Here is a 23,673-nt window from a genome sequence, read left to right as displayed (position 1 = left end):
GGCGGGAGCTACAGCTCGCCGGCGTCGATCGCTTCCTTGACCTCTTGGGCGTGCGCGACTTGCTGCGGGGTGTAGCCGATGAACAACGCCGCGCAGCCGACGATGACGGCCGCTCCGGCCACCCACAGCAGGCCGTAGGTGTAGCCGTGGTCAAGCGCGTTCAATTGAGCGTCGTTCATGACCTTCACCGGTCCGGTGGTACCGCCCAGGTACAGCGTGCGCGAGGTGATGACGGCCTGGATCACGGCCAGCACCAGCGGCCCGCCCAAGCTTTGCAGCATCAGCGTCATCGCCGACACCGGACCGATCTGGTCGAAACCAACGCCCGCGATCGCCGCCAGCGTCAGCGGAACGACGACCATGCCGATACCGATCCCGCCAACAACGATGGGCAGCACCAAGTTCGGGAAGTAAGGCACACCGCGGTGCATGCAAGCCGAACCGTAGAGCATGGCAACCAGCAGCAGCCATCCCCCGCCGATGGTCAGCACTCGCGGCGAAAACCGCGACACCAGCTGCGAGGACACACCCAGGCCGATTCCCATCGCGATCACGAACGGAATGAAGCCGACGCCCGCGCGCAGCGCGCTATAACCCAGGATGTCCTGCACGTACAGGCCGATGCACACCGTCAGGCTGAACATCACGCCGCCGGCCAGGAAGATCGCCACAAACGTGACCAGCCGATTGCGGTCGCGGAACAATTCGAACGGCACGACCGGATTTTCGGCGGTGCGCTCCACGATGGCGAACGCGATCACGGCGGTCACCGCCACCACACCGGAACCGATGGTGGTCAGCGAGACCCAGCCCCGTTCCGGACCCATCGAGAAGGCGAAAACCGCAGCGGTGCAAGCCAATGTGGCCAGCATGGCGCCGGTGGCGTCGAGCTTCATCCGCTCCCGGTTAGTCTCGCGCAACGCGGTGCGGGCCAGGTAGATCATCACCAGCCCGATCGGCACGTTGACCAGGAACGCGAGCCGCCACGACCACTCGGTCAGCGCTCCACCGACGACCAGCCCCATCACCGAGCCAATCGCGGTCATCGCGGCGAATACCGCCGTCGCCGCGTTGCGGGCCGGGCCCTTCGCGAAAGTCGTGGCCACCAGGGCGAGGCCGGTCGGCGACGCGATGGCCGACCCGACACCCTGCAGCAGCCGGGCGATGACCAATGTCGCCTCGTCCCAGGCCACCGCGCACAGCACCGAGGAGATCGTAAACAGCGTGACACCGACGATGAAGGTGCGTTTGCGGCCGATGGTGTCGCCGAGGCGGCCACCCAGCAGCATCAGCCCGCCGAAGGTGAGCACGTAGGCGGTGATCACCCAGCTACGGCCGGCGTCGGAAAGGCTCAGTTCGTTTTGAATCTTAGGAAGCGCGACGATGGCGACGGTGCTGTCCATGGTTGCCAGCAGCTGCATACCGCCAATGGCGATCACGGCCGCGATGAAGCGGCGAGAGGGCAACCAAGCCGGGTAATACCTGCTAGTACGGGCGGTGGCGGTCCCGGAAGCGGTCTCGGACGGGCGCTCAGTGCGCTCCGGGGCCGGACGATCGGGGCGAGTAGCGGTCCAATTCCGGGCCGCACGCTCGGTGTCGTTGAGGGCCGTCATAACGGGTTACCTTACAGTAATCTTAAGAATCGTTTAAACCCCGAACGCCGCCACAGGCCCGATCACGATGATCGCGGGAGGTCTGATCCCCTCCGCCCGAACCATCTGCGGCGTGTCGGCAAGAGTGGCCCGCAACGTGTGCTGCGCTGGTGTCGTTCCGTGCTGAACCACCAGCACCGGCGTATCCGCAGGTCGGCCGCCTTTCAATAGCACGTCGACGAAGAGTTCGATGCGTTCGACCGCCATCAGCAAAACGATGGTGCCCGACAATGCCGCCAGCGCATTCCAATTCACTAACGATTCGGGATGCTCGGGCGCCAGATGGCCGCTGACCACCACAAACTCGTGATTTACCGCCCGATGAGTGACCGGAACACCCGCCAGCGCGGGCGCCGCTATGGCGCTTGTCACACCTGGGACCACCGTGACCGGAACGCCGGCATCGACGCACGCGATGACTTCCTCATAGCCGCGGGCGAACACGAACGGGTCACCGCCTTTGAGCCGGACCACAAAGCTGCCCGCGCGGGCCCGTTCGATCATCACGTCGTTGATCGCGTCCTGGGCCATCGCCCGCCCGTACGGGATCTTGGCGGCGTCGATGACTTCGACGTGCGGCGCCAGCTCGGCGAGCAATTCGGGCGGAGCCAGCCGATCGGCGACCACGACGTCGGCCTGGGCGAGCAGCCGGCGACCGCGGACGGTGATCAGCTCGGGGTCGCCGGGGCCGCCGCCGATCAGCGCCACGCCGCCCCGCACGACGTCGGAGCTCTCTGCCGTGATCAAGCCCTGTTGCAACGCCTCACGGATGGCCGAGCGGATCGCCGCCGACCGGCGGTGCTCGCCGCCGGCCAGCACCCCCACCGACAGCCCGGCGTATTCGAACGACGCCGGGGTCACCGCGCTGCCCTCGATGGCGACGTCGGCCCGTACGCAGAAGATCTGCCGGCTGTCGGCCTCGGCGACTACCGCGGCGTTGACCGTTGCGTCATTGGTGGCCGCGATCGCGTACCAGGCTCCCTCGAGGTCACCGTCGCGGTATTGGCGCACCGTCAAGGTGATTCCGTTCATCGCCTCGACGGCCGGGGTGGCCGAACGGGAGATCACGTGGACGTCGGCGCCGCTGGAGATGAGCAGGGGCAGCCGACGCTGAGCGACCGTGCCTCCGCCGACCACGACGACCTTCTTGCCGGTTAGTCGCAATCCGACGAGGTAGGGGCTCTCGGTCACGCGGCAAGCCTAGTGAAGAGCGCCGGCGAGGTGGTCATGCCGGGCGCGTGTGGGTACCGCCCGCTTGCCGGGCAGGGTCGGCGGCGCGTGCGACGAAGCGGGCGACCGCGTCGGGGACGGCGGCGGGGTGCGTGTGCAGATACGACGCGTGTACGCCGGCATGCACGACGCCATCGCGCATGGGCGCCGCGTCTTGGCCTGCTTCGCCGGCGCGATAGACCCAGGCGGGCTGGTAGCTCTCGGTGAAGGTGAGCACGGTGCGGTGGAATTCGTGTCCGACCACCCGCGCTCCGGCGGAAAACAGCGCCGAATCGGCCACCGCGACGGCGTCGCGGTACGCCAACTTCAGCGCCGCGGTGAATCGCGCCGATCCGCCCAGTACTCCGCACATCGGATACCCGTCGAGCTCGGAGGCCAGATAGATCAGCCCGGCGCACTCGGCATGCACGGGTGTTCCGGCGCCGGCCAGCTCGCTGATCTGTTGCCGGACAACGTCATTGCCGGATAGCTCGGCCGTGAATTGTTCGGGAAAACCGCCGGGCAGCAATACGGCGTCGGTGCCGTCGGGCAATGTGTCGACCAGTGGGTCGAACTCAACCACGTCGGCGCCGGCGGCGCGCAGCAGCTCCGCGTGTTCGGCGTAGCCGAAACTGAAGGCCTTGCCGGCGGCCATCGCCACCGTGGCGCGGCGCCGACCCGTCGTCTCCCCCACTGCGGCAACGGGATCCCACGCCGCACCGTTGACCCGGGTTGCCGCGACCGCCATCACCGCGGCCAAATCGACGTGCCGGGCGATCAGGGCTGTCATCGCCTCGACCGCGAGCCGGGCACGGTGCCCGTACTCGACCGCGGTGACTAAGCCTAAATGCCTTGTCGGAAGCTCTAATTCGGTGGTACGCGGAATGGCGCCCAACACCGGGATGCCGTTGTGCTCGCAGGCTTGTCGCAACACCTGCTCATGCCGGGCAGATCCCACCCGATTGAGAATCACGCCGGCGATCCGGGTCGCGGTGTCAAACGCCGAAAAGCCATGTAGCAGTGCGGCAATGCTGTGGCTTTGGCCGCGCGCATCGACCACCAGGATCACCGGGGCTCCCACCAGGCCGGCGACGTGCGCGGTGCTGCCCGTCGGCACCGGCGTCACTGGATTCTCAAGAGGCCCGATCCGGCCGTCGAACAGCCCCATCACGCCCTCGATCACCGCGATGTCCGCACCGGCGGCGCCGTGCGCGTACAGCGGGCCGATCAGCCCTTCGGTCACCAGCACCGGGTCGAGGTTGCGTCCGGGCCGGCCCGCGGCCAGCCCGTGGTAGCCGGGGTCGATGAAGTCCGGGCCCACTTTGAACGGCGCGACGGTATGCCCGGCCTGGCGCAGCGCCCCAATCAAACCCGTTGCCACCGTGGTCTTTCCGCTGCCCGACGCGGGCGCGGCGACGACGACCGCGGGGGCATTCACCACTCGATGCCCTTTTGTCCCTTGCGCCCCGCATCCATCGGGTGCTTGACCTTGACCATTTCCGTGACGAGGTCGGCGGCCTCGATCAGCCGCGACGGGGCGGCCCGTCCGGTGATCACCACATGCTGATGACCAGGCCGGGCCGTCAACACTTGCACCACCTGATCGACGTCGACCCAGCCCCACTTCAGTGGATAGGTGAATTCGTCAAGCACATAGAAGTCGTGGCGCTGCTCGGCCAGCCGGCGCGAAATCTCCGCCCAGCCGTCGGCGGCCGCGGCCGCGTGATCGTCCTCGCTGCCGGATTTACGCGACCAGGACCAGCCGCTGCCCATCTTGTGCCATTCGACCGCTCCCCCCACGCCGCGCTCGTCGTGCAATTGGCCGAGCTGGCGAAAAACGGCTTCCTCCCCCACCTTCCACTTCGCACTCTTGACGAATTGAAACACCGCGACGTCGAGCCCTACGTTCCACGCGCGCAGCGCCATTCCGAACGCCGCCGTCGACTTTCCCTTGCCGTCGCCGGTGTGCACCGCGAGCACCGGCAGATTGCGACGGTGCCGGGTGGTCAGCCCGTCATCGGGGACCTGCACCGGGGTTCCCTGTGGCATAAGGCCACACCTCCTTTGTTGCGGCCCGCCGGCTAGGCCGCGCTGCGCACGGCTCGCGTCAGATGATCAGCGTGCAATTGCTCCAGCCGTACGACTGGAGCACCGAGCTGGTGGGCGAGCTGCCCCGCCAATCCCAGCCGCACATAAGATGTTTCGCAATCCACGACCACCGCCGCGGTGCCTTCGGCGACCAATCGAGAGGCCGCAATTCGGCTGCGGCCCAACGGGTCCGGCCCCGCGGTCGCGCGACCGTCGGTGAGCACCACCACCAGCGGACGCCGTGCCCGATCGCGCGCCCTTTCCCGGACGATCAGCTCACGTGCGGCCAGCAGACCCTCGGCCAGCGGCGTCTTGCCGCCGGTATCGAACCGGGCCAGGCGCCGGCCGGCGATGTGCGCCGACGACGTCGGTGGCAGCAACAGCCGCGCCTGGTGCCGGCGGAAGGTGATCACCGCGACCTTGTCGCGTCGCTGATAGGCGTCGCGCAACAGCGACAGGGTGGCACCGCTCACCGCGGCCATCCGGTCCCGGGCGGCCATCGATCCGGACGCGTCGACGACGAAGATCACCAGATTGCCTTCGCGTCCTTCGCGGACCGCGCGGCGCACGTCGTCGGGTCGCGGGCGCAGCGGCCCGGCACCGGCCCGCTCGGCGGCCGACAGCAGTGTCGCGAACAGGTGTAGGCCGTGCGCGCCGGGGTTGTCGGCGTCGGCCGCCGCCACCACACTCCCCGCGCGGTTGCGGGCTCGCGAGCGTCGGCCGGGGGCTCCCTCACCGACGCCGGGAACCGTCAGCGCGCGGGCACGAAACGTTTTCGACGGCGGGGCACTGGGCCGTGTCCTGGGTGGCTGCGGCTTGGATGACGACGGCGAATCCGGTTGCGAGGCAGGGTCATCGGCGGGCTGGCCGCCACCGGGCGGGTCGGGATCGGGTTCTGGATCATTACCGGCCCGCTCCAGCGCATCGTCCAACTGGTCGCGGTCGATACCCGGATCGTCGAACGGGTCGCGGCGGCGCCGATGCGGTAGCGCCAGTTCGGCCGCCACCCGGATGTCCTGTTCCTCCACCGTGGTCACGCCCCGCCAGGCGGCGTGAGCGACGGCCGTGCGGGCAACCACCAGATCGGCTCGCATCCCGTCGACATCGAACGCCGCACACAGCGCCGCAATTCTCCGTAACTCGTTGTCCGGCAATACCACATCGTCGACGAACACACGAGCCGAGGCGATCCGCCGGGCCAGCTCGGCGTCGTCGGCGGCATAACGAGTAGCGAACCCATCCGGGTCTGCCTCGTAGGCCATCCGCTGCCGAATCACCTGCACCCGCACGTCGACATCACGCGACGCATGCACGTCGACGGTCAGCCCGAACCGGTCGAGCAGCTGCGGGCGCAGTTCGCCTTCCTCCGGATTCATCGTGCCGATCAGCACGAAACGGGCCTCATGCGAATGCGAGATGCCGTCGCGCTCGATGTGCACCCGCCCCATCGCGGCGGCGTCGAGCAGCACGTCGACCAGGTGATCGTGCAGCAGGTTGACCTCGTCGACGTAAAGCACGCCACCGTGGGCACGCGCGAGCAATCCCGGGGAGAACGCATGCTCACCGTCGCGCAGCACCCGCTGCAGATCCAGCGAACCGATCACCCGGTCTTCGGTTGCGCCCAGCGGCATTTCGACCAAGCCGGTCCCGACGCCGTTGCTTCCGGTCGCCGCGGACAGCAACGCGGCCAAGCCGCGTACGGCCGTCGATTTGGCGGTGCCCTTCTCGCCGCGGATCAGCGCGCCGCCGATTTCCGGGCGCACCGCACACAACAGCAGCGCCAGCCGCAGTTGGTCGTGACCGACGATCGCGCTGAATGGGTAGGGCTTCACGGCTTCTCCGGCAGGCCGGAACCCGGCCGCAGCATCGGGACGTGCGGAACACCGTCGTCGAGGAAATCGTCGCCGTCGCGGATAAAGCCGTGGTGGGCGTACATGTCGGCCAGATAGGTCTGCGCGTTGATCCGGCACGGGTAGTCCCCGACCTCGGCCAGTGCGGCGCGCAGCAGCCGGGTGGTATGGCCGTGTCCGCGCGCGCTGCGTTTGGTGCACAGCCGTCCGATCCGGAACACCTTCTCGCCGCCGGCGTGCTCCTCCATCAGCCGCAGCGTGCAGATCACGTCGCCGTCAGATGTTTCCAGCCAGAAGTGCCGAGTCTCGGCGAGTAAGTCGCGCCCGTCCAGTTCCGGATACGGGATGGCCTGTTCGACGACGAACACCTCCACCCTGAGCTTGAGCAGCTCGTAAAGGGTTTGGGCGTCAAGGTCTTTGGCCCAGATGCGGCGTAGCGCTTCAGTCATTTGCGCCGCTCCTCCTAATCACTATTCGCTTTCGCTCGCCGGCGCGGGTCATAAGGCGTTCAACTGTAATACGTTGGCGCTCCACGAGCGCACCTCGTCGTAGAGCGCCGGTTCATTGGAGAGCTCGGTCCCAAGCGAAGGGATCATCTCCTTGAGCTTGGGCAGCCAGGACCGATAGCGGTTCGCAAAACAGCTGGCAAGCACGTCGAGCATGATCGGCACGGCCGTCGAGGCTCCCGGGGAGCCACCGAGCAGTCCGGCGATGCTGCCGTCGGCCGAACGCCGGATGGTGGTGCTGAATTCGAGCACGCCTCCGGCGCCCTTGGCTCGCCGGATCACCTGTACGCGCTGACCGGCCACCGTCAGCTGCCAATCCGAATCCAGCGCACTGGGCGCGAATTCGCGCAGCGCATGAATCCGGCCGGGCTCGGTGAGCCGCAGTTGGCGGATCAAGTAATTGACCATTTTCATCTCAGTGATGCCGACGCCCAGCATCGACACCACGTTGTCACACCTGATGGATCGGGGCAGATCGCTGAGGTGACCATGCTTCAAGAATTTAGGCGACCAGCCGGCGTACGGCCCGAAGACCAGCCACGATTTGCCGTTGACGAACCGCAGATCCAGATGCAGCGCCCCCAGCGGTGGGGCACCGGACGCCGGGGCACCGTAGACCTTGGCCCGATGCGCACCGATGAGCGCGGGATTGTCGGTGCGCAGGAACCGGCCGCCGATCGGGAAGCCGGCGAAGCCTTTGACCTCTTTGATGCCGGACTTCTGTAGCAGCGGCAATGCGTCACCACCGGCGCCGACGAACACGAATTTCGCCTTCAGCTTTCGCTTTTCGCCGGTACGGCGATTACCGATCCGCAGGGTCCAGCCGCCATCTGCTTGCCGGGTCAGGTTTTCGACCTCGTGGCCGAACAGTGCGGTCACACCGTTGCGCACGCAAAAGCCAATCAGCTGCTTGGACAGCGAACCGAAGTCCACGTCGGTACCGTCGGGCGCCCAGTTGAGCGCAATCGGCTCGGAGAAGTCACGTTTGGCGGCCATGAACGGAAGCCGGCGGGCGAACTCATCCGGGTCGTCGACCAGTTCGGTACCGGCGAACAGCGGGTTGGGCGCCAACGCCTGCTGGCGCCGCCGCAGATAGTCGACCCGCTGCGCGCCATGCACGAAACTGACGTGCGGGACGCGATTGACGAAGCTTCGATCGACGAGGATGCCGTTCTCGACGGCGTAGGCCCAGAACTGGCGCGTCACCTGGAATTGCTCGTTGATGGACACCGCCTTGCTGATGTCGATCGAGCCGTCACGCTGCGGTGTGTAGTTCATCTCGCACAGCCCGGCGTGCCCGGTGCCGGCGTTGTTCCACGGACTGCTGCTCTCGGCGGCGACGGCATCCAGCCGCTCGATCACGGTGATCGACCAGTCCGGTTCCAGCAGTCGCAACAATGCGGCCAGGGTGGCGCTCATGATGCCGGCACCGACCAGCACGACGTCGGTGCGCGTCGTCGCGCTCATGATGCCGGCACCGACCAGCACGACGTCGGTGCGCGTCGTCGCTACGTCTGCCACCGAAACGCTGGTCCTTTCGTTGACTGTGCCGGCCATCAGGTTATCCCGGCCAGCGCGACCGAAACGATCCACACCTGCCGCAACCAGCAAAAGCCTTCGCCACGCTAAGCTTGCCTGGTGACTGGCTGGGTGCCCGACGTCCTGCCTGGCTACTGGCAATACACCATCGGACTCGGACCCGATCCGGCTGGCGAGGGCGACATCGTCGCAACCCTGATCCGGCGCGGCCCGGTAACCGGCGATCCCAACGGTCGCGAGCACGCGGTGCTGGCGGTCCACGGTTACACCGATTACTTCTTCAACACCGCGCTGGCCGACCACTTCGCCAACCGCGGATTCACCTTCTATGCACTGGACCTACAGAAGTGCGGCCGGTCGCGGCGCGACGGCCAGACCCCGCACTTCATCACCGATCTCGCGCACTACGACGCCGAACTCGACCGTGCCCTGGCCGTCATCGCCGAGCAGGCCGTCAAGGTTCTGATGTATGGCCATTCCGCCGGCGGTCTGATCGTGGCGTTGTGGATGGACCGGTTGCGCCGGCGAAACCCGAAGGCGCACGCCGGTATCGGCGGATTGGTTCTCAATAGCCCGTTCCTGGATCTGCACGGCCCGGCGATCTTGCGGATGGGACTGACCTCGGCAATGATCGCCGGATTGTCGCGAGTGCGTTCCAAACGCGTACTCCGCGGGTCGAGCAAGGGCGGTTACGGCACCACCCTGCATCGCGACTACGACGGCGAGTTCGACTACGACCTGCAGTGGAAACCGTTGGGCGGCTTCCCGATCACCGCGGGGTGGCTGCACGCCGTGCGCCGCGGCCATGCCCGGCTGCACCGGGGCCTGGATGTCGGTGTGCCCAACTTGATCCTGCGGTCGGACCACAGCGTGCCCGAAACTACCGACGCGATGGACATGCAACGCGGCGACGCGGTTCTCGACGTCGCTCAGATCGCCAGATGGGCCGGCTGTGTCGGGAACCGCAGCACCGTGATCCCAGTGGTCGACGCCAAACACGATGTGTTCCTGTCTGTCCGGCGGCCGCGCGAAGTCGCCTATCGGGAATTGGATCTCTGGTTGGACGGCTACCTTCGCACCAACAACACCGACGCCTCGGCATCGCTTGGAAAGGGTTGACGGCGTGCAGACTTACGATATCGCAATCATCGGAACCGGTTCGGGCAACACCATTCTCGACGATCGCTTCGCCGACAAGCGGGTGGCAATCTGCGAGCAGGGCACATTCGGCGGTACCTGCCTCAACGTTGGGTGCATCCCGACCAAGATGTTCGTCTACGCCGCCGAGGTCGCCCAAACGATCCGGGAGGCGGCGCGCTACGGCGTCGACGCGCGCATTGACCGGGTGCGCTGGGATGACATCGTCTCGCGCGTCTTCGGGCGTATCGATCCGATCGGCGTCGGCGGCGAGGACTATCGCAGCTCCGAGCCCAATATCGACGTGTACAAGCAGCACACCCGATTCGGTCCGGTTCAGGCCGACGGGCGCTACCTGCTGCGCACCGACGCCGGCGACGAGTTCTCGGCCGACCAGGTGGTGATAGCTGCTGGGGCACGTTCGGTGGTTCCCCCGGCCATCCTGGAGAGCGGTGCCCAGTACTACACCAGCGACACGATCATGCGAATTTCCGAGTTGCCAGAGCATCTGGTGATCGTCGGAGGCGGTTTCGTGTCGGCCGAATTCGCCCACATCTTCTCCTCGCTGGGCTCGCGAGTCACCCTGGTGGTACGCGGCTCTGCCTTGCTGCGGCATTGCGATGACACCCTGTGCAAACGCTTCACCCGCATCGCGTCGAGCAAATGGGAACTGCACACCCATCGCAATGTCGTGAGTGCCGAGGACCAGGGCCCGGGCGTCGCGGTGCAACTCGATAACGGTCACACCATCAAAGCCGACGCACTACTGGTCGCGACGGGCCGGGTTTCCAATGCTGATCTTTTGGACGCCGATCAAGCCGGTGTCGCCATCGAGGACGGCCTCGTGGTCGTCGACGAGTACCAGCGGACCACGGCGCGCGGGGTTTTCGCCCTCGGCGACGTCTCCTCGCCGTATCAGCTCAAGCACGTCGCCAACCACGAGGCGCGCGTGGTGCAGCACAATCTGTTGTGCGACTGGGACGACACCGAATCGATGGCGATCACCGACCACCGCTACGTGCCGTCCGCGGTATTCACCGATCCCCAGATCGCGTGCGTGGGTTTGACCGAAAACGAAGCCATTGCACAGGGTTTCAAGATCTCGGTGAAAATTCAGGACTACGGCGACGTCGCCTACGGCTGGGCGATGGAGGACACCACCGGGATCGTGAAGCTGATCGGCGAGCGCGGCACCGGGCGGCTGCTGGGTGCACACATCATGGGACATCAGGCATCGTCGATAATCCAGCCGTTGATCCAGGCCATCAGTTTCGGACTTACCGCCCCGGAAATGGCCCGCGGGCAGTACTGGATCCATCCGGCGCTGCCCGAGGTGGTGGAGAACGCGCTATTGGGCCTGCGCTGACCTCAGCGGCGGCCCGCCGACTCGGCTTGCTGGCATTGCGGGCACAGACCGCGCAACGTCAGGCCGGCGCGCTCCGACAGGGCGAACGCACTACCCTCCATCGCGTGTTCGAGTGCGGAGCTCAGCTGCCGGGCGGGCACTTCGATGATCGAGCCGCACTGCGTGCACACGGCGTGGTGATGGGGGGCGGCCGCCAGCCCGTAGGTGGTGATGCCGCCGTCGAGGGTCAACGCGTGCAGCACCGCCTGCTCGACCAGGGTGGTCACGGTGCGGTAGATGGTGGCCACGTCGGGCGGCTGGGCGCCGGCCGGCAAGCCGGCCTGCACCCGGCGATGGATCTCCGCGACGGAGAGGTGGCCGTTGACCGGTTCGAGCACCGCCAACACCTGTATGCGTGACGTCATCCGCCGCAGCCCGCGGGCACGCAGAAAGTCGCCGATGCGTTCAGTGACTTCAGGGTCGAGCGCAGACCGGTTGGACGTCACCCGTTCAGTGTTGCGCCGGACATGCCGGATTGCCAGTCTTAGGCACCGCCCGAGCGGGTAGCCGTCCTGCAACTCGCTTGCATCGAACTCGCGCCCGACCCTAGAGTCGACCCGGTGGCCAGTACTGAACTCCGGACCCGTCAGAGCAGGTTAGCCGGGCTGCACGGCCTCCTGGCTCCAGCGGAATGGGGACGTCTGGGGGCCATGCTGGCGGTGATCGTCGCGCTGCATCTCATCGGCTGGGCCACCCTGGTCTTACTTGTGGATCCGGCGCGACTGAGTGTGGGCGGCAAGGCATTTGGCATCGGTGTCGGACTGACGGCTTACGCGCTGGGCCTGCGGCACGCCTTTGACGCCGACCACATCGCCGCCATCGACAACACCACCCGCAAGCTGATGAGCGACGGGCAGCGCCCGCTTGCGGTCGGATTCTTTTTCTCGCTAGGCCACTCGACCGTGGTGTTCGTGCTGGCGATGCTGCTGGCGATCGGCGCGAAGGCCATCGTGGGGCCGGTCGAAGACGATTCCTCGGCGCTGCATCACTACACCGGCCTGATCGGAACCAGCGTCTCGGGCGTCTTCCTCTATCTGATCGCCCTTCTCAACGTGATCGTGCTGGTCGGAATCCTGCGGGTGTTCCTGCGGTTGCGCCGCGGCGAATACGACGAGGCCGAGCTGGAACAGCATTTGGACAACCGTGGATTCCTCAACCGCTTCCTCGGCCGTTTCACCCAGTCGATCTCCAAGTCCTGGCACATGTACCCGGTCGGCTTGCTGTTCGGACTGGGCTTCGACACCGCCACCGAGATCGCCCTGCTGGTGCTGGCCGGCTCTAGCGCGGCGGCCGGGCTGCCGTGGTACGCGATCCTGTGTTTGCCGGTGCTGTTCGCCGCCGGCATGTGCCTGCTGGACACCATCGACGGCTCGTTCATGAACTTCGCCTACGGCTGGGCGTTTTCCAACCCGGTGCGCAAGATCTACTACAACATCACCATTACCGGGCTTTCGGTCGTCGTCGCCCTGTTGATCGGCAGTATCGAACTGCTCGGCCTGTTCGCCGGCCAGCTCGGGTGGCGGGGCCCCTTCTGGGACTGGCTCGGCGAGCTCGACCTCAACACCGTCGGCTTCGTCATAGTCGGCATCTTCGTGATCACCTGGCTGGTAGCGCTGCTCGTCTGGCGCTATGGCCGCATCGAAGAGAAGTGGTCCGTGCCCGCCGAGAGCGCGCCCTAGCCCGCCGAGGTGCGCTGCCGCGTCTGCGGTGGGCAGTCGAAGATCACCGGCGCACTGGACGACTCCCGGATTACCTGGGGCACAGTCGTTTCCCGTGGCGCGGATGAGGTCGAGGTGACCAGCGAACGGCTGGCTCACGTTTAGTCGTGCCAGACTGGGGCCATGTCTGGTCCAACGCCCGGATCCCTGTGCGATGTCCTGCCCGCAGCCGCCGCATTGCTCGGCGTCCCGGATGCCGTCGACCGGCTGGCGGTGACGGAATCGGTTGCTAAGCAAGTTGATCGCGTCGCCGTCGTGCTGGTAGACGGCCTGGGTTGGCACCTGCTGCCGGAGCTGGCGGGCAGCGCGCCGCTGCTTGCCTCCGTCCTGACCGGCGGCACCGGCCGGATGAGCGAACTGACCTGCACCTTCCCGTCCACCACGCCGAGCAGCCTGGTATCGCTGGGCACCGGCGCGCCGCCGGGCGCGCACGGCATCCTGGGCTTCACCGTCAACGTCCCCGGCACCGATCGGGTTCTCACCCACATCTATTGGCGTGACGACCCGCCATACGCGCAATGGCAGCCGGTGCCCACCTGGTTCGAACGCCTTACCCAATCCGGGGTCACGGCGCGGGCGGTACTGCCGGCGTTGTTCATCGGCAGTGGGCTGACCGACGCGGCGTATCGCGGCGCGGGCTTTCGCCCGACCGCCCCGACCGACGACTACGCCCAGCACGTCATTGACGAGCTGAGTGCAGCGCCGGGTCTCGTCTACGCCTACACAGCCGACCTGGACACCGCCGCGCACGTGTTCGGTATCGGATCTCCGCACTGGCATGAGGCGGCCGCACGCATCGACGCGCTGCTGACTCGCCTGGTCGACGCCCTGCCCCCGAACGCGGCGCTGCTGGTGACCGCCGACCACGGCGGTCTCAACGTTGCGCCCCAGGCCCGCGTCGATCTGGACACCGACACCAGGCTGAGCGCGGGAATCCGGGTGGTCGCGGGCGAACCGCGGGTGCGCTACCTGCACACCGAACCCGGGGCCGCGGCCGACGTGCAAGCAACGTGGAGCGAGCTGCTCGACGGCCGTGCCGCGGTCTACAGCCGCGAACAAGCGGTGGCTACCGGAATGTTCGGGCCGGTCAACCCGCTGCATCTGGCACGAATCGGCGACGTTGTCGTCATCTGCACCGGCGATACCGCCGTGCTGGCAACCAAACACGAACCCCCCGAAGTGGCTCGCCTCATAGGTTTTCACGGCAGCGCCACCGCGGCTGAAATGGCAATTCCGCTCATCATTTTCGACTCGTAAGCTGCGTGGGGTGGACTCACACGCACCGGATCGACATCGCGGAGCTTCGGACTACATCGTTTGAAACGCGATATCACTTTTTAAATAGGTTCCAGCCCAACTCGATTCGCGCTGATGCGGTCAGTGTGATCAGCAAATCAATGCGAATACCGCTATTCTTCCATTCACCAAAATGCACATCAGACTTTGATCGATCTCACAGCTGGCAGCGGCTGCTACACAGCTTTCGTGTTGTACAGTCGGGCCACTGTGAACGTTTGGGACGCTGGACATTCCCGGCGGTGGCACCGTGCCATCGCCGTGGTCGCGGCGCTCGGCTTATTCATCAGTCTCGTCGCCGGTTCTGCGTTGCGGTCCCAGTTTTCCGCGGCCACATTGCCCGAGCCCGCGGCGTGGTCACACGTCAACCCGAGCGCCGGCAGCACTGCCGGGCATTCGCAGACGCGTAGCGAGTCCACGGCCACGTCCCACCTTCAACGTGCCTGCTCATGGGGCGCGTCGCCGGTACACAAGAAGCCGTTTCACAGCATGTGGATGACGCACGACCGCCCGGACATGTGGCCGCGATTGCAATCGCAGACGGTGCGCTCGCAGCTACCGGCTTCCTTCGCCGGCATAGGTTTTCGATCCGGCGATGTTCACACCAGCGCACCCGCGGCTGAATGCGGCGATCAAATCTTGACGCTGCTCTGCGTATCTCGTCGCTGATAGGACACCACTGGCCTTTTGGGGGCCAGTGCCCCGGCGTTCATTCGCCGCAGCACCGCTAGCGCCGCGCGATCGAACTTTCACAGCCAGCAAACGCGATAGCGCCCACCAGCGGCCTATTTCGCGTCTATGTCTTGGAGGGAAATCCATGTTCTCAAAATTCACCACCTCCCTAAAGGTGAGTTAGCAATGCATTTTGGAACGCTACCGCCGGAAATCAACTCCGGGCTGATGCATTCGGGCCCCGGCTCACGATCGATGATGGACGCCGCCATAGCGTGGGACGGGCTGGCCATTCGCCTGTATGACACGGCGGTGCAATACAGTTCGGTCAACTCGAAGCTGGCGACCGGGTCAGCGGCGTTACTCGAGGCCGTGGCAGCCCATATCGATTGGCTGAATGTCGTTGCCGCGCAGGCCGAAAAGACGGCTACTCAGGCCAGGTCGGCCGCGAGTGCCTATGAGTTGGCGTTAACAGCGATGGTTCCGCCTTCAGCCATCCAGGCTAACCGCATGCTGCGGACGTGGCTTGCCGCGACGAATTGTCTGGGCCAGTACAGCCCGGCGATCGCGGACGCCGAAGGCGACTACGAGCAGATGTGGGCTCAGGACGTCGACACAATGCACAGCTACGCCGAGGCTTCGGCCGACGCCGCAACGGTGACACCGTTGCGCTCACCGCCCGCCATTGCGGGGCCGGGCGAGACGATCACCCGAGCACCCGGCAGCTGGACCCTGAAGGCGGCGCCGGACATGGTCGCGGCTGGCCGCCAAGTGATCTCGGTCATTCCCGACGCTCTCGGTGCACTGTCCGCAGCACCGATGACGGCATTCGACGCGTTCCTGTCGCCGGTCAGCTCGTCACTTTCGAAACTCGCTTCACTGTCCGCGCCGTCAGATTTCGCGATCAATCACCTGAATTCCCTGAACAAGCGCGCCGCACTCGATAACGCGGCGGCGATGCTGTCGCTGCTGCCCAACCGTGGCCGCGCCGCAGCCACACCCGTCACAACCGGCTTCGGGCGCGCGACATCGGTCGGGACGCTGTCTGTACCGCGGGGCTGGCTAGCCAACACGCCGCACTCGGAAACCACTGCGCCGCGGCATGGTTGGGATTATCAGCCGATGCGTTTGGTCGAGACAGCCGAGTCGCCGACGTGGCCACTCACCCGCTAACGACGAGACGAATCACCGAGCCGCGTGCTCGCGGCGTAGCAGCTCGCAGCGTCGACAATCGCGCCGAACAGCCGCAGGTCGTCGAGGAACTGCTCGGGATGCCATTGCACGGCGACCGCGAAGTTGTCGCCGGGTACCTCAAGCCCTTCGACGACACCGTCGGCGTCCCAGGCGCTGACGATCAGGCCGTCACCGACCTTGTCGACGGCTTGATGGTGATAGCACCACGCATCTGCGGACTCACCCAGCAGCCCGGCCAGCCTGGTGCCCGCAACCGTGCGAACCGGCAACTCGGTGAACCGCCCATAGCCCGCATGATGCCCGCGATGGCCGAGAACGTCGGGCAGGTGCTGGTGCAGCGTTCCGCCGAACGCGACATTGAGCATCTGCGTGCCGCGACAGATACCCAACACCGGGAGCCCGCGGTCCAGCGCACCCCGCAACAGCGCGAATTCGAACGCGTCGCGAACCGTGCGCGGGGCGTCGGTCTTCGGATGCGGTTGCTGACCGTAGGTGGCCGGGTCCAGGTCATATCCCCCGGTGATCACCAACCCGTCCAGGCTGTCGAGCACGGCCTCGGTGATATCGGGATCCACCGGCTGCGGCGGCAGCAGCACCGCGACGCCGCCGGCCATGATCACGCCCTCGAAATAGTTCGCGCCCAGATACCCCGCCGGGATGTCCCACCCGTCGGACTGCACCTGCTCGAGATAACTGGTCAGGCCGATTACCGGCCGTCTCGCTGCAGAGACGTTCACGCCAAACGCATCCTTTCCATTCACCTGACCGTGCGACCGCATTGTCGCCGAATGTCTGCCGCCCTCAGCGCCGCGGCCCATCAGTCCTCGCCTGCCCGAGCTACCAGGTGCTGGTGCGCAACACGATCTCGGCCGCCAACTGCGCGGTCGACTCCTGCGCATTGCGCCGTCCGAGCAAATCCACTGTGCGGTAGTCGGCGTAGACGAACCGCTGGCTGTTGCGGGCCACGGCGCGTCCGTCCTGAGTGCTGACCAACACGGTGGTGCCGATCTCCACCGGCGGGCAGTGGTCGTCACGGACCGCGCCGTTGACGTCGGCCACTCGCGGATGTCCGCGGTCGACGACGACCAGGCCGACAAACCGGCCCAGTTTGGTCGCCGCCAGTTCCCAGGCGATGTCGCCGCCGGCGCGATCGCCCACCACCACCGCCCAGCCGATGCCCAATCCGTCAAGGATGCCGATCACCGACTTCGGGGTCAGCCGCGGGTCGAGGCCGATGACGATGGTGCGAATCGAAGCGGTGTGGAGGCGGTCGCAGACCGCGTCGTAGGCGCCTAGCTCGCGATTTTCATCGCCGAGGATGACGACGACGACACCGTTCTCAGGACCGGACACGCCAACCGGGACGGGAAACCCGTCGAGCGTGGTCATCATCGAGGGCACTTACGCACGCTACAGCCAATATTGACACCGCGCGAGGTTTCCTTCCGGTACCCCAGCAACCGACGGCCCTACCGCCGCAGCTGGCTTGCGATGTGCGGTCGTGGCGGCCCTGCGCCGTCGAGCAGACCGAGGATGGCGTCCACCTCGAGGTGCGACGCCATCAGGTCGGCCATCAGATCCAGCTGGGCGTCGCGGCGTGCCGCGACGTTGGTGTCGTCGGCAACAACGAATCTCCTCCGCCGGGCGGCTGCGGCGACACGGGTGAGCCACCCGCGCCGGAACTCGTCGTTGTCCAGCAGGCCGTGCCAGTGCGTGCCGTAGATCGCACCGCCCACGATGCCGTGTGGTTGGGAGTCGACCTGGAACCAGGCCGACTCGTCGCATCGAACGAGCTGGCCATGGTGGATTTCGTAGCCGCTGAGCGGGTGCTGCCAACGACGCAGCGTCTTGTGCTCGCCGAAGACGATGTCTGCGTCCAGCAGGCCCAGGCCCGCCACTTCCCCATGTCCGGATTCCACCGTGTCCACGATGCGCCGGCACAGCATCTGCAACCCCCCACAGATGCCCAGCATCGGCTTGCCGGCTCGTGTGTGATCGGTGATCGCGGCGGCCAGGCCGCGATCACGCAGCCAGTCCAGGTCGGCGACGGTCGCCTTGCTGCCCGGAAGCACCACCAGGTCGGCGTCGGCGAGGTCGGCGGGGTCACTGACCCAGCGCACTAGCACACCCGGCTCGCATGCCAGGGCTTCGATATCGGTCGAGTTGGAGATTCGCGGCAGCCGGATGGCGGCCACCTTGAGCCACTCGCCGGCCAGTGGCGGGGCCGGCCTGCCGACGACGCGATGCGCGAGGACCGACAGCGAGTCCTCGGCGTCCAGCCAGAGCTCGTCGGCGTAGGGCAACACGCCATACGTTGGGCGGCCGGTCATTTCGAGCAGCTGCTGCAGCCCGGGCTCCAGCAGCGCCGGGTCGCCGCGGAACTTGTTGACGATGAATCCCGCGATCAGCGCCTGGTCGTCGGGCTCGAGCACCGCAACCGTCCCGAACAGATGAGCCAGCAGGCCGCCGCGATCGATGTCACCCACCAGAACCACCGGCAGGTTTGCGGCTCTGGCCAATCCCATGTTGGCCAAATCCGTCGCCCGCAAATTGATTTCGGCCGGTGAACCGGCGCCCTCGCAGATCACCACATCGAATTCGTCTCGTAGAGAAGACAAGTCATCGATGACGACCTGCGCAAGCTGATCGCGATGCTCAAAATAACTTGCCGCGGTAACCGAATCGGCCACGCGGCCCCGGATCACCAGCTGCGACGTCCGGTCGCCGCCCGGTTTGAGCAGGATCGGGTTGAACCGCACACTGGGCTCCAGTCCCGCCGCGCGGGCCTGAATCGCCTGGGCCCGGCCGATTTCGCCGCCCTCGGCCGTGACCGCGGAGTTGTTCGACATGTTCTGCGCCTTGAACGGCGCGACCCGGACTCCGCTGCGAGCCAGCAGCCGGCACAGACCCGCGACCAGAACCGATTTTCCGGCATCGGAGCTGGTGCCCGCGACCAGCAGAGCGCCGTTCACGTGTGCGAACGGCTCAGGCGACGGTGAGGATCTCGGCGCCGGTATCGGTGACCAGCAGGGTGTGCTCGAACTGTGCGGTCCACTTGCGGTCCTTGGTGACCACCGTCCAGCTGTCGTCCCAGATTTCGTAGTCCAGCGCGCCGAGATTGATCATCGGTTCGATGGTGAACGTCATCCCCGGCTGTATCTCGGTGGTGACCGACGGCTGGTCGTAGTGCAGCACCACCAGCCCGTTGTGGAACGTGGTGCCGATTCCGTGGCCAGTGAAGTCGCGAACGACGTTGTACCCGAAGCGATTTGCGTATGCCTCGATGACGCGGCCAACGATGGACAGCGCGCGCCCGGGCTTGACGGCGTTGATCGCTCGCATCGTCGCCTCGCGGGTCCGCTCAACGAGCAGCCGGTGCTCCTCGGACACATCACCGGCCAGAAACGTCGCGTTGGTGTCGCCGTGTACGCCGTCGATGTAGGCGGTGACGTCGATGTTGACGATGTCGCCGTCGGCGATCACCGTCGAGTCGGGGATACCGTGGCAGATCACCTCGTTGAGCGACGTACAGCACGACTTCGGGTAGCCCTTGTAACCCAGCGTCGACGGGTAGGCGCCGTTGTCGACCATGTATTCGTGTGCGATGCGGTCGAGTTCGTCGGTCGTCACGCCGGGCGCGACGGCCTTGCCCGCTTCCGCAAGGGCGGCCGCCGCGATCCGGCCCGCGACGCGCATCTTCTCGATTACCTCGGGTGTCTGCACCCACGGCTCGGTGCCCTCCTTGGCTGTCGGCTTGCCGACATACTCGGGGCGCGGGATGCGGCTGGGCACCGGCAGCGTCGGGGACAACACTCCGGGCGAAAGCGCGGTGCGAGCAGACATGTTCGCCAGCTTAACGATGCTCGCTTCGCACTGCCGTCGCGGAGTCGGTAAATCCGCACGCCGCTACTCGCACTTCTGCTCCCAGATTTTCTGGCTCGGCGAACTAGACGGCGCGGCGACGCAACAGCGAGCGGCGTGGTCCATGGATGGTCACCGAGCCGCACACCACCCGGCCGGTCAGCACCACATGCGGCCTGCCTTCGCCCGGGGCATCCTTGCGGCGGTCGCGGGCACTGCCTCCATAGACTTCGACGTCGTCGATCGAGGCGCTGGCGCCGTCCGGGAGCCAGATATCCACCGAGCCGAACCGCAGGTCGAGCTCGACGACCACCACCGGGCCGGCGAATCGGGCCTTGGTGAGCTCGAGTTTGACCGACCCCAGCCGGCGCACCAGCGCCAACCGGGTGGGCACCGTCCATTCGCCGTGTCGCCGCAGCGAGCCGGCCCAGCCCCGCAGCTCGACCCGGTCGGCCGCGGAGGTGACGATCGCGCCCGGCCCGGGCAGGTCGCCGACCAGGCCGTCCAGTTCGCCCTGGGTGCGCGCGTAGGACACCCGGGACGAGCGCTGCTCGAACTCGTCGATATCGATCAGCCCGAGCGCAACCGCGTTGTGCAGCCGTCGCATCGTGCCGTTGCGGTCCGCATCGGAGACGCGCAACGTCACCATGTCCCCGCCGGTATCCGTCATGATCGCAATTTACCGCTGTTGGGCACCCACGGACCGGGCGCTTCAGGCCAGATAGCCGGGCGGCATCGATTCGAACATGAATTTCGTCATCCGGACCGCCCACTCCGAGCTGCCACCCCCGACGATCAGCGCGGCGAAGGCCAGATCGCCGCGATACCCGGCGAACCAGGAGTGCGACCCGCCCGGGAATTCGGCCTCACCGGTCTTCCCGTAGATCTCGCCGCAGCCGTTGATCTCCTTGGCGGTTCCGTTGGTGACCACCAGTCGCATCATCGGCCGCAGCGCGTCGACCATCTTCGGGCTGATCGGGGTGTTGTCACCCTCGACCTGCGTCGGCCGGCCCGCAATCAGTTGTGGCACTGGGGTTTTCCCGGCGGCGACGGTGGCCGCCACCAGTGCCATGCCGAACGGGCTGGCCAGCACCCGGCCCTGACCGAAGCCGTCTTCGGTGCGCTCGGCCAGGTCGACCGTCGGCGGCACCGACCCGGTGACGGTGGTGATGCCGTCCACGGTGTAGTCCAGTCCGATGCCGTACTCGGCAGCCGTCTGGGTCAGGCCGCGGGGCGGCATCCTGCTGCTCAGCTCCGCGAACGTGGTGTTGCAGGAACTGGCGAACGCGCGCGACATCGACACCACGCCCAGATCGAAGCCGCCGTAGTTGGGGATGGTGCGGTGTCCGATGTCGAGATGGCCCGGGCAGCCGAGCATCGAGTTGGGCGTAACCATGTCGCGGTCGACGGCCGCTCCCGCGGTGACCATCTTGAACGTCGATCCGGGTGGAAAGAGGCCGTTGGTGGCGGGCAGGCCGTCGGCGTCGGCGCCGCCGTTCTGGGCGATCGCGAGGATCTCCCCCGTCGACGGCTTGATCACGACGATCATCGCCTTGCCGCCCTTGTTGTCCACCGCGCGCTGGGCGGCGTTCTGTACCAGCCGGTCCAACGTGATCGACACCGACGGCGCCGGCGAACCTTCGACCTCGTGTAGGACCGCGACGTCGACATTGTTCTGGTTGACGCTGACCACCCGCCACCCCGCCTGGCCGTCGAGTTGGTCGATCACGGCCTTTTTGACCTGGCCGATGACGGCGGGCGCGAAATGCGGGTCGGTCGCCAGCATGTCAGCCTGAGGTGTGACCACGATGCCGGGCAGCCGCCCGATCACCGGGAACACCTTGTCGTTGTCGGCGGGAAGCAGCGTGACCCCCAGGTCCACCTGGTTGGGTGTCGAGCTGGCCCGCTCGGCCAGCAGCTGCGGGTCGGTCAGCGTGTCGTTGAAGGGCCGCAGCACGTCGACGATCGAGTGGGTGGTGAAGCTCAGCGACTGCGGCGGTCCGGCCTTGGTGGCGTCCAGGGTGTAGTGATAGCGGTAGCCCGGCGCCAGCACGTCGCTGCCCCCGAGTTCGTTCACCGAGGCGCGGCGCGGGGCATCAGCCCGCAAGGCGAAGGTCTGATGCTCGCCCAGCTTGGGGTGCAGCCCGTTCGGCGCCCAGCGAACCTGCCAGCGCCCCTCGTCGCGGGCCATCCGCAGTTGGCCGTCGTAGCTCCAGAGCCGATTCTTGGGCAGATGCCAGGTGAAGCGATAGCTGACCGTGCCGGTGTCCTCGGCGTACTTGGCGCTCAGTACCTGCGCGTCCAGGTGGGTGGCCTGCAGCCCGGCCCAGGCCGCATTCAGCGCTTCGCGAGCCTCGTTGGGGTTGTCGCTGAGTTGGGCGGCCGTCGCGGTATCGCCAATGGCCAAGGCGCGGAAGTACTTCTCAGCGGCGGGGCCCGGTCCGTCGGGACGCGGAGTGCACCCGGACATCGCGACAGTCGCGACAAGCAGCAGGACCGCGGCTATCGAAACGCCTGATACTGGTGAGGTTTTTGTGGCCATCGTTACTGATGTTAAGAACTGTGGCTCGCGCAGCAGCGCAGACACACCGAGACCCGACCGTTATGTGAGGCTCGCGACGATTCCCATGCCGACCGTGCGGCCGGTCGCATCGTCGTGACGGCGAAGTTGTCGAGCTAGTCGAGCAGCACCGTGGCGAAGTTGCCGACCTCGGCGAAGCCCACCCGGGAGTAGGCCGCCCGGGCTACCTCGTTGAAGTCATTGACGTACAGGCTGGCAATGCGCCCGCTGCCGACGATCACGGCAGCCAGCATCGCGGTGCCACGAGCGCCGAGCCCCAAGCCACGCCACTCCGGATGCACCCAGACGCCCTGGATCTGACCCACCGCGGGCGATTGCGACCCCACCTCGGCCTTGAAGACGACCTGACCGTGCTCGAACCGGGCCCAGGCGCGCCCGGCCGCGATCAGGCTGGCCACCCGGCGGCGGTAGCCCCGACCGCCGTCGCCCAGCCGGGGGTCGATGCCGACCTCCCCGATGAACATGTCGACCGCGGCCACCAGGTAGGCATCCAGCTCCTCGGGCCGCACCTGGCGCACCTCGGGGTCGAGCTCGCAGAGCGGGTGCTTGGCCAGCGCCATCAGTGGTTGGCGTTCGCGCACGTCGCGCGCCGGCCCCCAGGCCTGCTCTAGCCGCTCCCACATCGGCAGCACCAGGCTGGCCCGGCCGACCAGCGACGAGCAGCGACGTGTCCCGCTCATCGCCTCGTCGGCAAACGCGTTCAGGTCCGCCGGCAGCCCCCGCAGCGGGATCAGGTTGGCTCCGGCGAAACACAGCGACTCGTCGGCCCCGCGGCGGGTCCACAGCTCCCCACCGATCGCGCCGGGGTCGATCCCGTGATCGGCGACGCGGGAGGCCACCATGCATGAGCCGATCGGATCCTCGTCCAGAACTCGCCAAACCGCGGCGGTGTCACGCACCACGGACACCCGTCGATCGCCGACTAGGCGAAACAGGGGCGGAGCCGACATCTGGCGAACTCTCTG

The 23,673-nt window shown here is 66.7% G+C and carries 19 protein-coding genes and 1 pseudogene; 5 read left to right on the top strand and 15 right to left on the bottom strand.

From position 1 onward, the window contains the following. Positions 1-8: 8 nt before the first annotated feature. The 7 genes and pseudogenes from H7K34_RS15475 to mqo form a co-directional block, all read right to left on the bottom strand. Positions 9-1,613, bottom strand: coding sequence for an MFS transporter (locus H7K34_RS15475; RefSeq protein ID WP_264062870.1), 1,605 nt, complete (start codon positions 1,611-1,613; stop codon positions 9-11). A 22-nt stretch (positions 1,614-1,635) separates the two neighbouring features. Further along, positions 1,636-2,843, bottom strand: a pseudogene (gene cobA / locus H7K34_RS15470) (uroporphyrinogen-III C-methyltransferase). A 34-nt stretch (positions 2,844-2,877) separates the two neighbouring features. Then, a complete protein-coding gene (locus H7K34_RS15465; RefSeq protein ID WP_264062869.1) occupies positions 2,878-4,299 on the bottom strand; it encodes a cobyrinate a,c-diamide synthase in 1,422 nt (473 codons plus the stop codon). After that, on the bottom strand, positions 4,296-4,910 hold the full coding sequence (cobO, locus tag H7K34_RS15460) for a cob(I)yrinic acid a,c-diamide adenosyltransferase (protein WP_264062868.1): 615 nt from the start codon (positions 4,908-4,910) through the stop codon (positions 4,296-4,298). Before cobO ends, H7K34_RS15465 begins: the two co-directional genes overlap by 4 nt. A gap of 32 nt (positions 4,911-4,942) precedes the next feature. Continuing rightward, positions 4,943-6,781 (bottom strand): magnesium chelatase subunit D family protein, encoded by a 1,839-nt coding sequence (locus H7K34_RS15455; RefSeq protein WP_264062867.1) that lies wholly within the window; start codon positions 6,779-6,781, stop codon positions 4,943-4,945. Then, entirely contained in the window at positions 6,778-7,248 is a 471-nt protein-coding gene (locus tag H7K34_RS15450; protein WP_108919953.1) for a GNAT family N-acetyltransferase, read from the bottom strand. Before H7K34_RS15450 ends, H7K34_RS15455 begins: the two co-directional genes overlap by 4 nt. A 48-nt stretch (positions 7,249-7,296) precedes the next feature. Beyond that, positions 7,297-8,772 carry a malate dehydrogenase (quinone) gene (gene mqo, locus H7K34_RS15445; RefSeq protein ID WP_264063570.1) on the bottom strand — a complete coding sequence of 492 codons (1,476 nt, stop codon included), beginning with the start codon at positions 8,770-8,772 and terminating at the stop codon, positions 7,297-7,299. Positions 8,773-8,943: 171 nt separating this feature from the next. On the opposite strand from mqo, the gene H7K34_RS15440 reads away from it, so the two are divergent. After that, complete coding sequence (locus H7K34_RS15440) at positions 8,944-9,963, top strand: alpha/beta hydrolase (protein WP_264062866.1); 1,020 nt, start codon at positions 8,944-8,946, stop codon at positions 9,961-9,963. A 4-nt stretch (positions 9,964-9,967) separates the two neighbouring features. Further along, a complete protein-coding gene (gene mtr / locus H7K34_RS15435) occupies positions 9,968-11,347 on the top strand; it encodes a mycothione reductase (RefSeq protein WP_264062865.1) in 1,380 nt (459 codons plus the stop codon). Positions 11,348-11,349: 2 nt separating this feature from the next. Here mtr and H7K34_RS15430 read toward each other — a convergent pair whose 3' ends face one another. After that, positions 11,350-11,832 (bottom strand): Fur family transcriptional regulator, encoded by a 483-nt coding sequence (locus tag H7K34_RS15430; RefSeq protein ID WP_235616559.1) that lies wholly within the window; start codon positions 11,830-11,832, stop codon positions 11,350-11,352. Between the two features lie 114 nt (positions 11,833-11,946). On the opposite strand from H7K34_RS15430, the gene nicT reads away from it, so the two are divergent. From nicT to H7K34_RS15415, 3 genes are all read left to right on the top strand, one after another. After that, positions 11,947-13,065 (top strand): Nickel transporter NicT, encoded by a 1,119-nt coding sequence (gene nicT / locus H7K34_RS15425; RefSeq protein ID WP_264062864.1) that lies wholly within the window; start codon positions 11,947-11,949, stop codon positions 13,063-13,065. Positions 13,066-13,227: 162 nt separating this feature from the next. After that, positions 13,228-14,361 (top strand): alkaline phosphatase family protein, encoded by a 1,134-nt coding sequence (locus H7K34_RS15420; RefSeq protein ID WP_264062863.1) that lies wholly within the window; start codon positions 13,228-13,230, stop codon positions 14,359-14,361. An 897-nt stretch (positions 14,362-15,258) separates the two neighbouring features. Next, positions 15,259-16,245, top strand: coding sequence for a PPE family protein (locus H7K34_RS15415; protein ID WP_264062862.1), 987 nt, complete (start codon positions 15,259-15,261; stop codon positions 16,243-16,245). Here H7K34_RS15415 and H7K34_RS15410 read toward each other — a convergent pair. The 7 genes from H7K34_RS15410 to H7K34_RS15380 form a co-directional block, all read right to left on the bottom strand. Beyond that, positions 16,242-17,045 (bottom strand): gamma-glutamyl-gamma-aminobutyrate hydrolase family protein, encoded by an 804-nt coding sequence (locus H7K34_RS15410; RefSeq protein ID WP_372510776.1) that lies wholly within the window; start codon positions 17,043-17,045, stop codon positions 16,242-16,244. The two genes, H7K34_RS15415 and H7K34_RS15410, sit on opposite strands and share 4 nt — an antisense overlap. Before the next feature lie 58 nt (positions 17,046-17,103). After that, entirely contained in the window at positions 17,104-17,658 is a 555-nt protein-coding gene (locus H7K34_RS15405; protein ID WP_108919946.1) for an alpha/beta hydrolase, read from the bottom strand. Positions 17,659-17,735: 77 nt separating this feature from the next. Then, a complete protein-coding gene (locus H7K34_RS15400) occupies positions 17,736-19,238 on the bottom strand; it encodes a cobyric acid synthase (RefSeq protein ID WP_264062860.1) in 1,503 nt (500 codons plus the stop codon). A 13-nt stretch (positions 19,239-19,251) separates the two neighbouring features. Beyond that, a complete protein-coding gene (gene map, locus H7K34_RS15395; protein ID WP_264062859.1) occupies positions 19,252-20,109 on the bottom strand; it encodes a type I methionyl aminopeptidase in 858 nt (285 codons plus the stop codon). 103 nt (positions 20,110-20,212) lie between these two features. After that, the gene (locus H7K34_RS15390) at positions 20,213-20,797 is read right to left on the bottom strand and encodes a DUF1707 SHOCT-like domain-containing protein (RefSeq protein ID WP_108919943.1); all 585 of its coding nucleotides are present in this window, start codon (positions 20,795-20,797) and stop codon (positions 20,213-20,215) included. 42 nt (positions 20,798-20,839) lie between these two features. Further along, positions 20,840-22,669 carry a penicillin-binding transpeptidase domain-containing protein gene (locus tag H7K34_RS15385; RefSeq protein ID WP_264062858.1) on the bottom strand — a complete coding sequence of 610 codons (1,830 nt, stop codon included), beginning with the start codon at positions 22,667-22,669 and terminating at the stop codon, positions 20,840-20,842. 134 nt (positions 22,670-22,803) lie between these two features. Beyond that, a complete protein-coding gene (locus tag H7K34_RS15380; protein ID WP_108919941.1) occupies positions 22,804-23,658 on the bottom strand; it encodes a GNAT family N-acetyltransferase in 855 nt (284 codons plus the stop codon). Positions 23,659-23,673: the final 15 nt, after the last annotated feature.

The organism is Mycobacterium montefiorense (assembly GCF_025823255.1).
GTDB lineage: Bacteria > Actinomycetota > Actinomycetes > Mycobacteriales > Mycobacteriaceae > Mycobacterium > Mycobacterium montefiorense.
The sequence above is the reverse complement of the archived record's forward strand: the minus strand, read 5'-3'. Positions and strand labels throughout refer to the sequence as shown.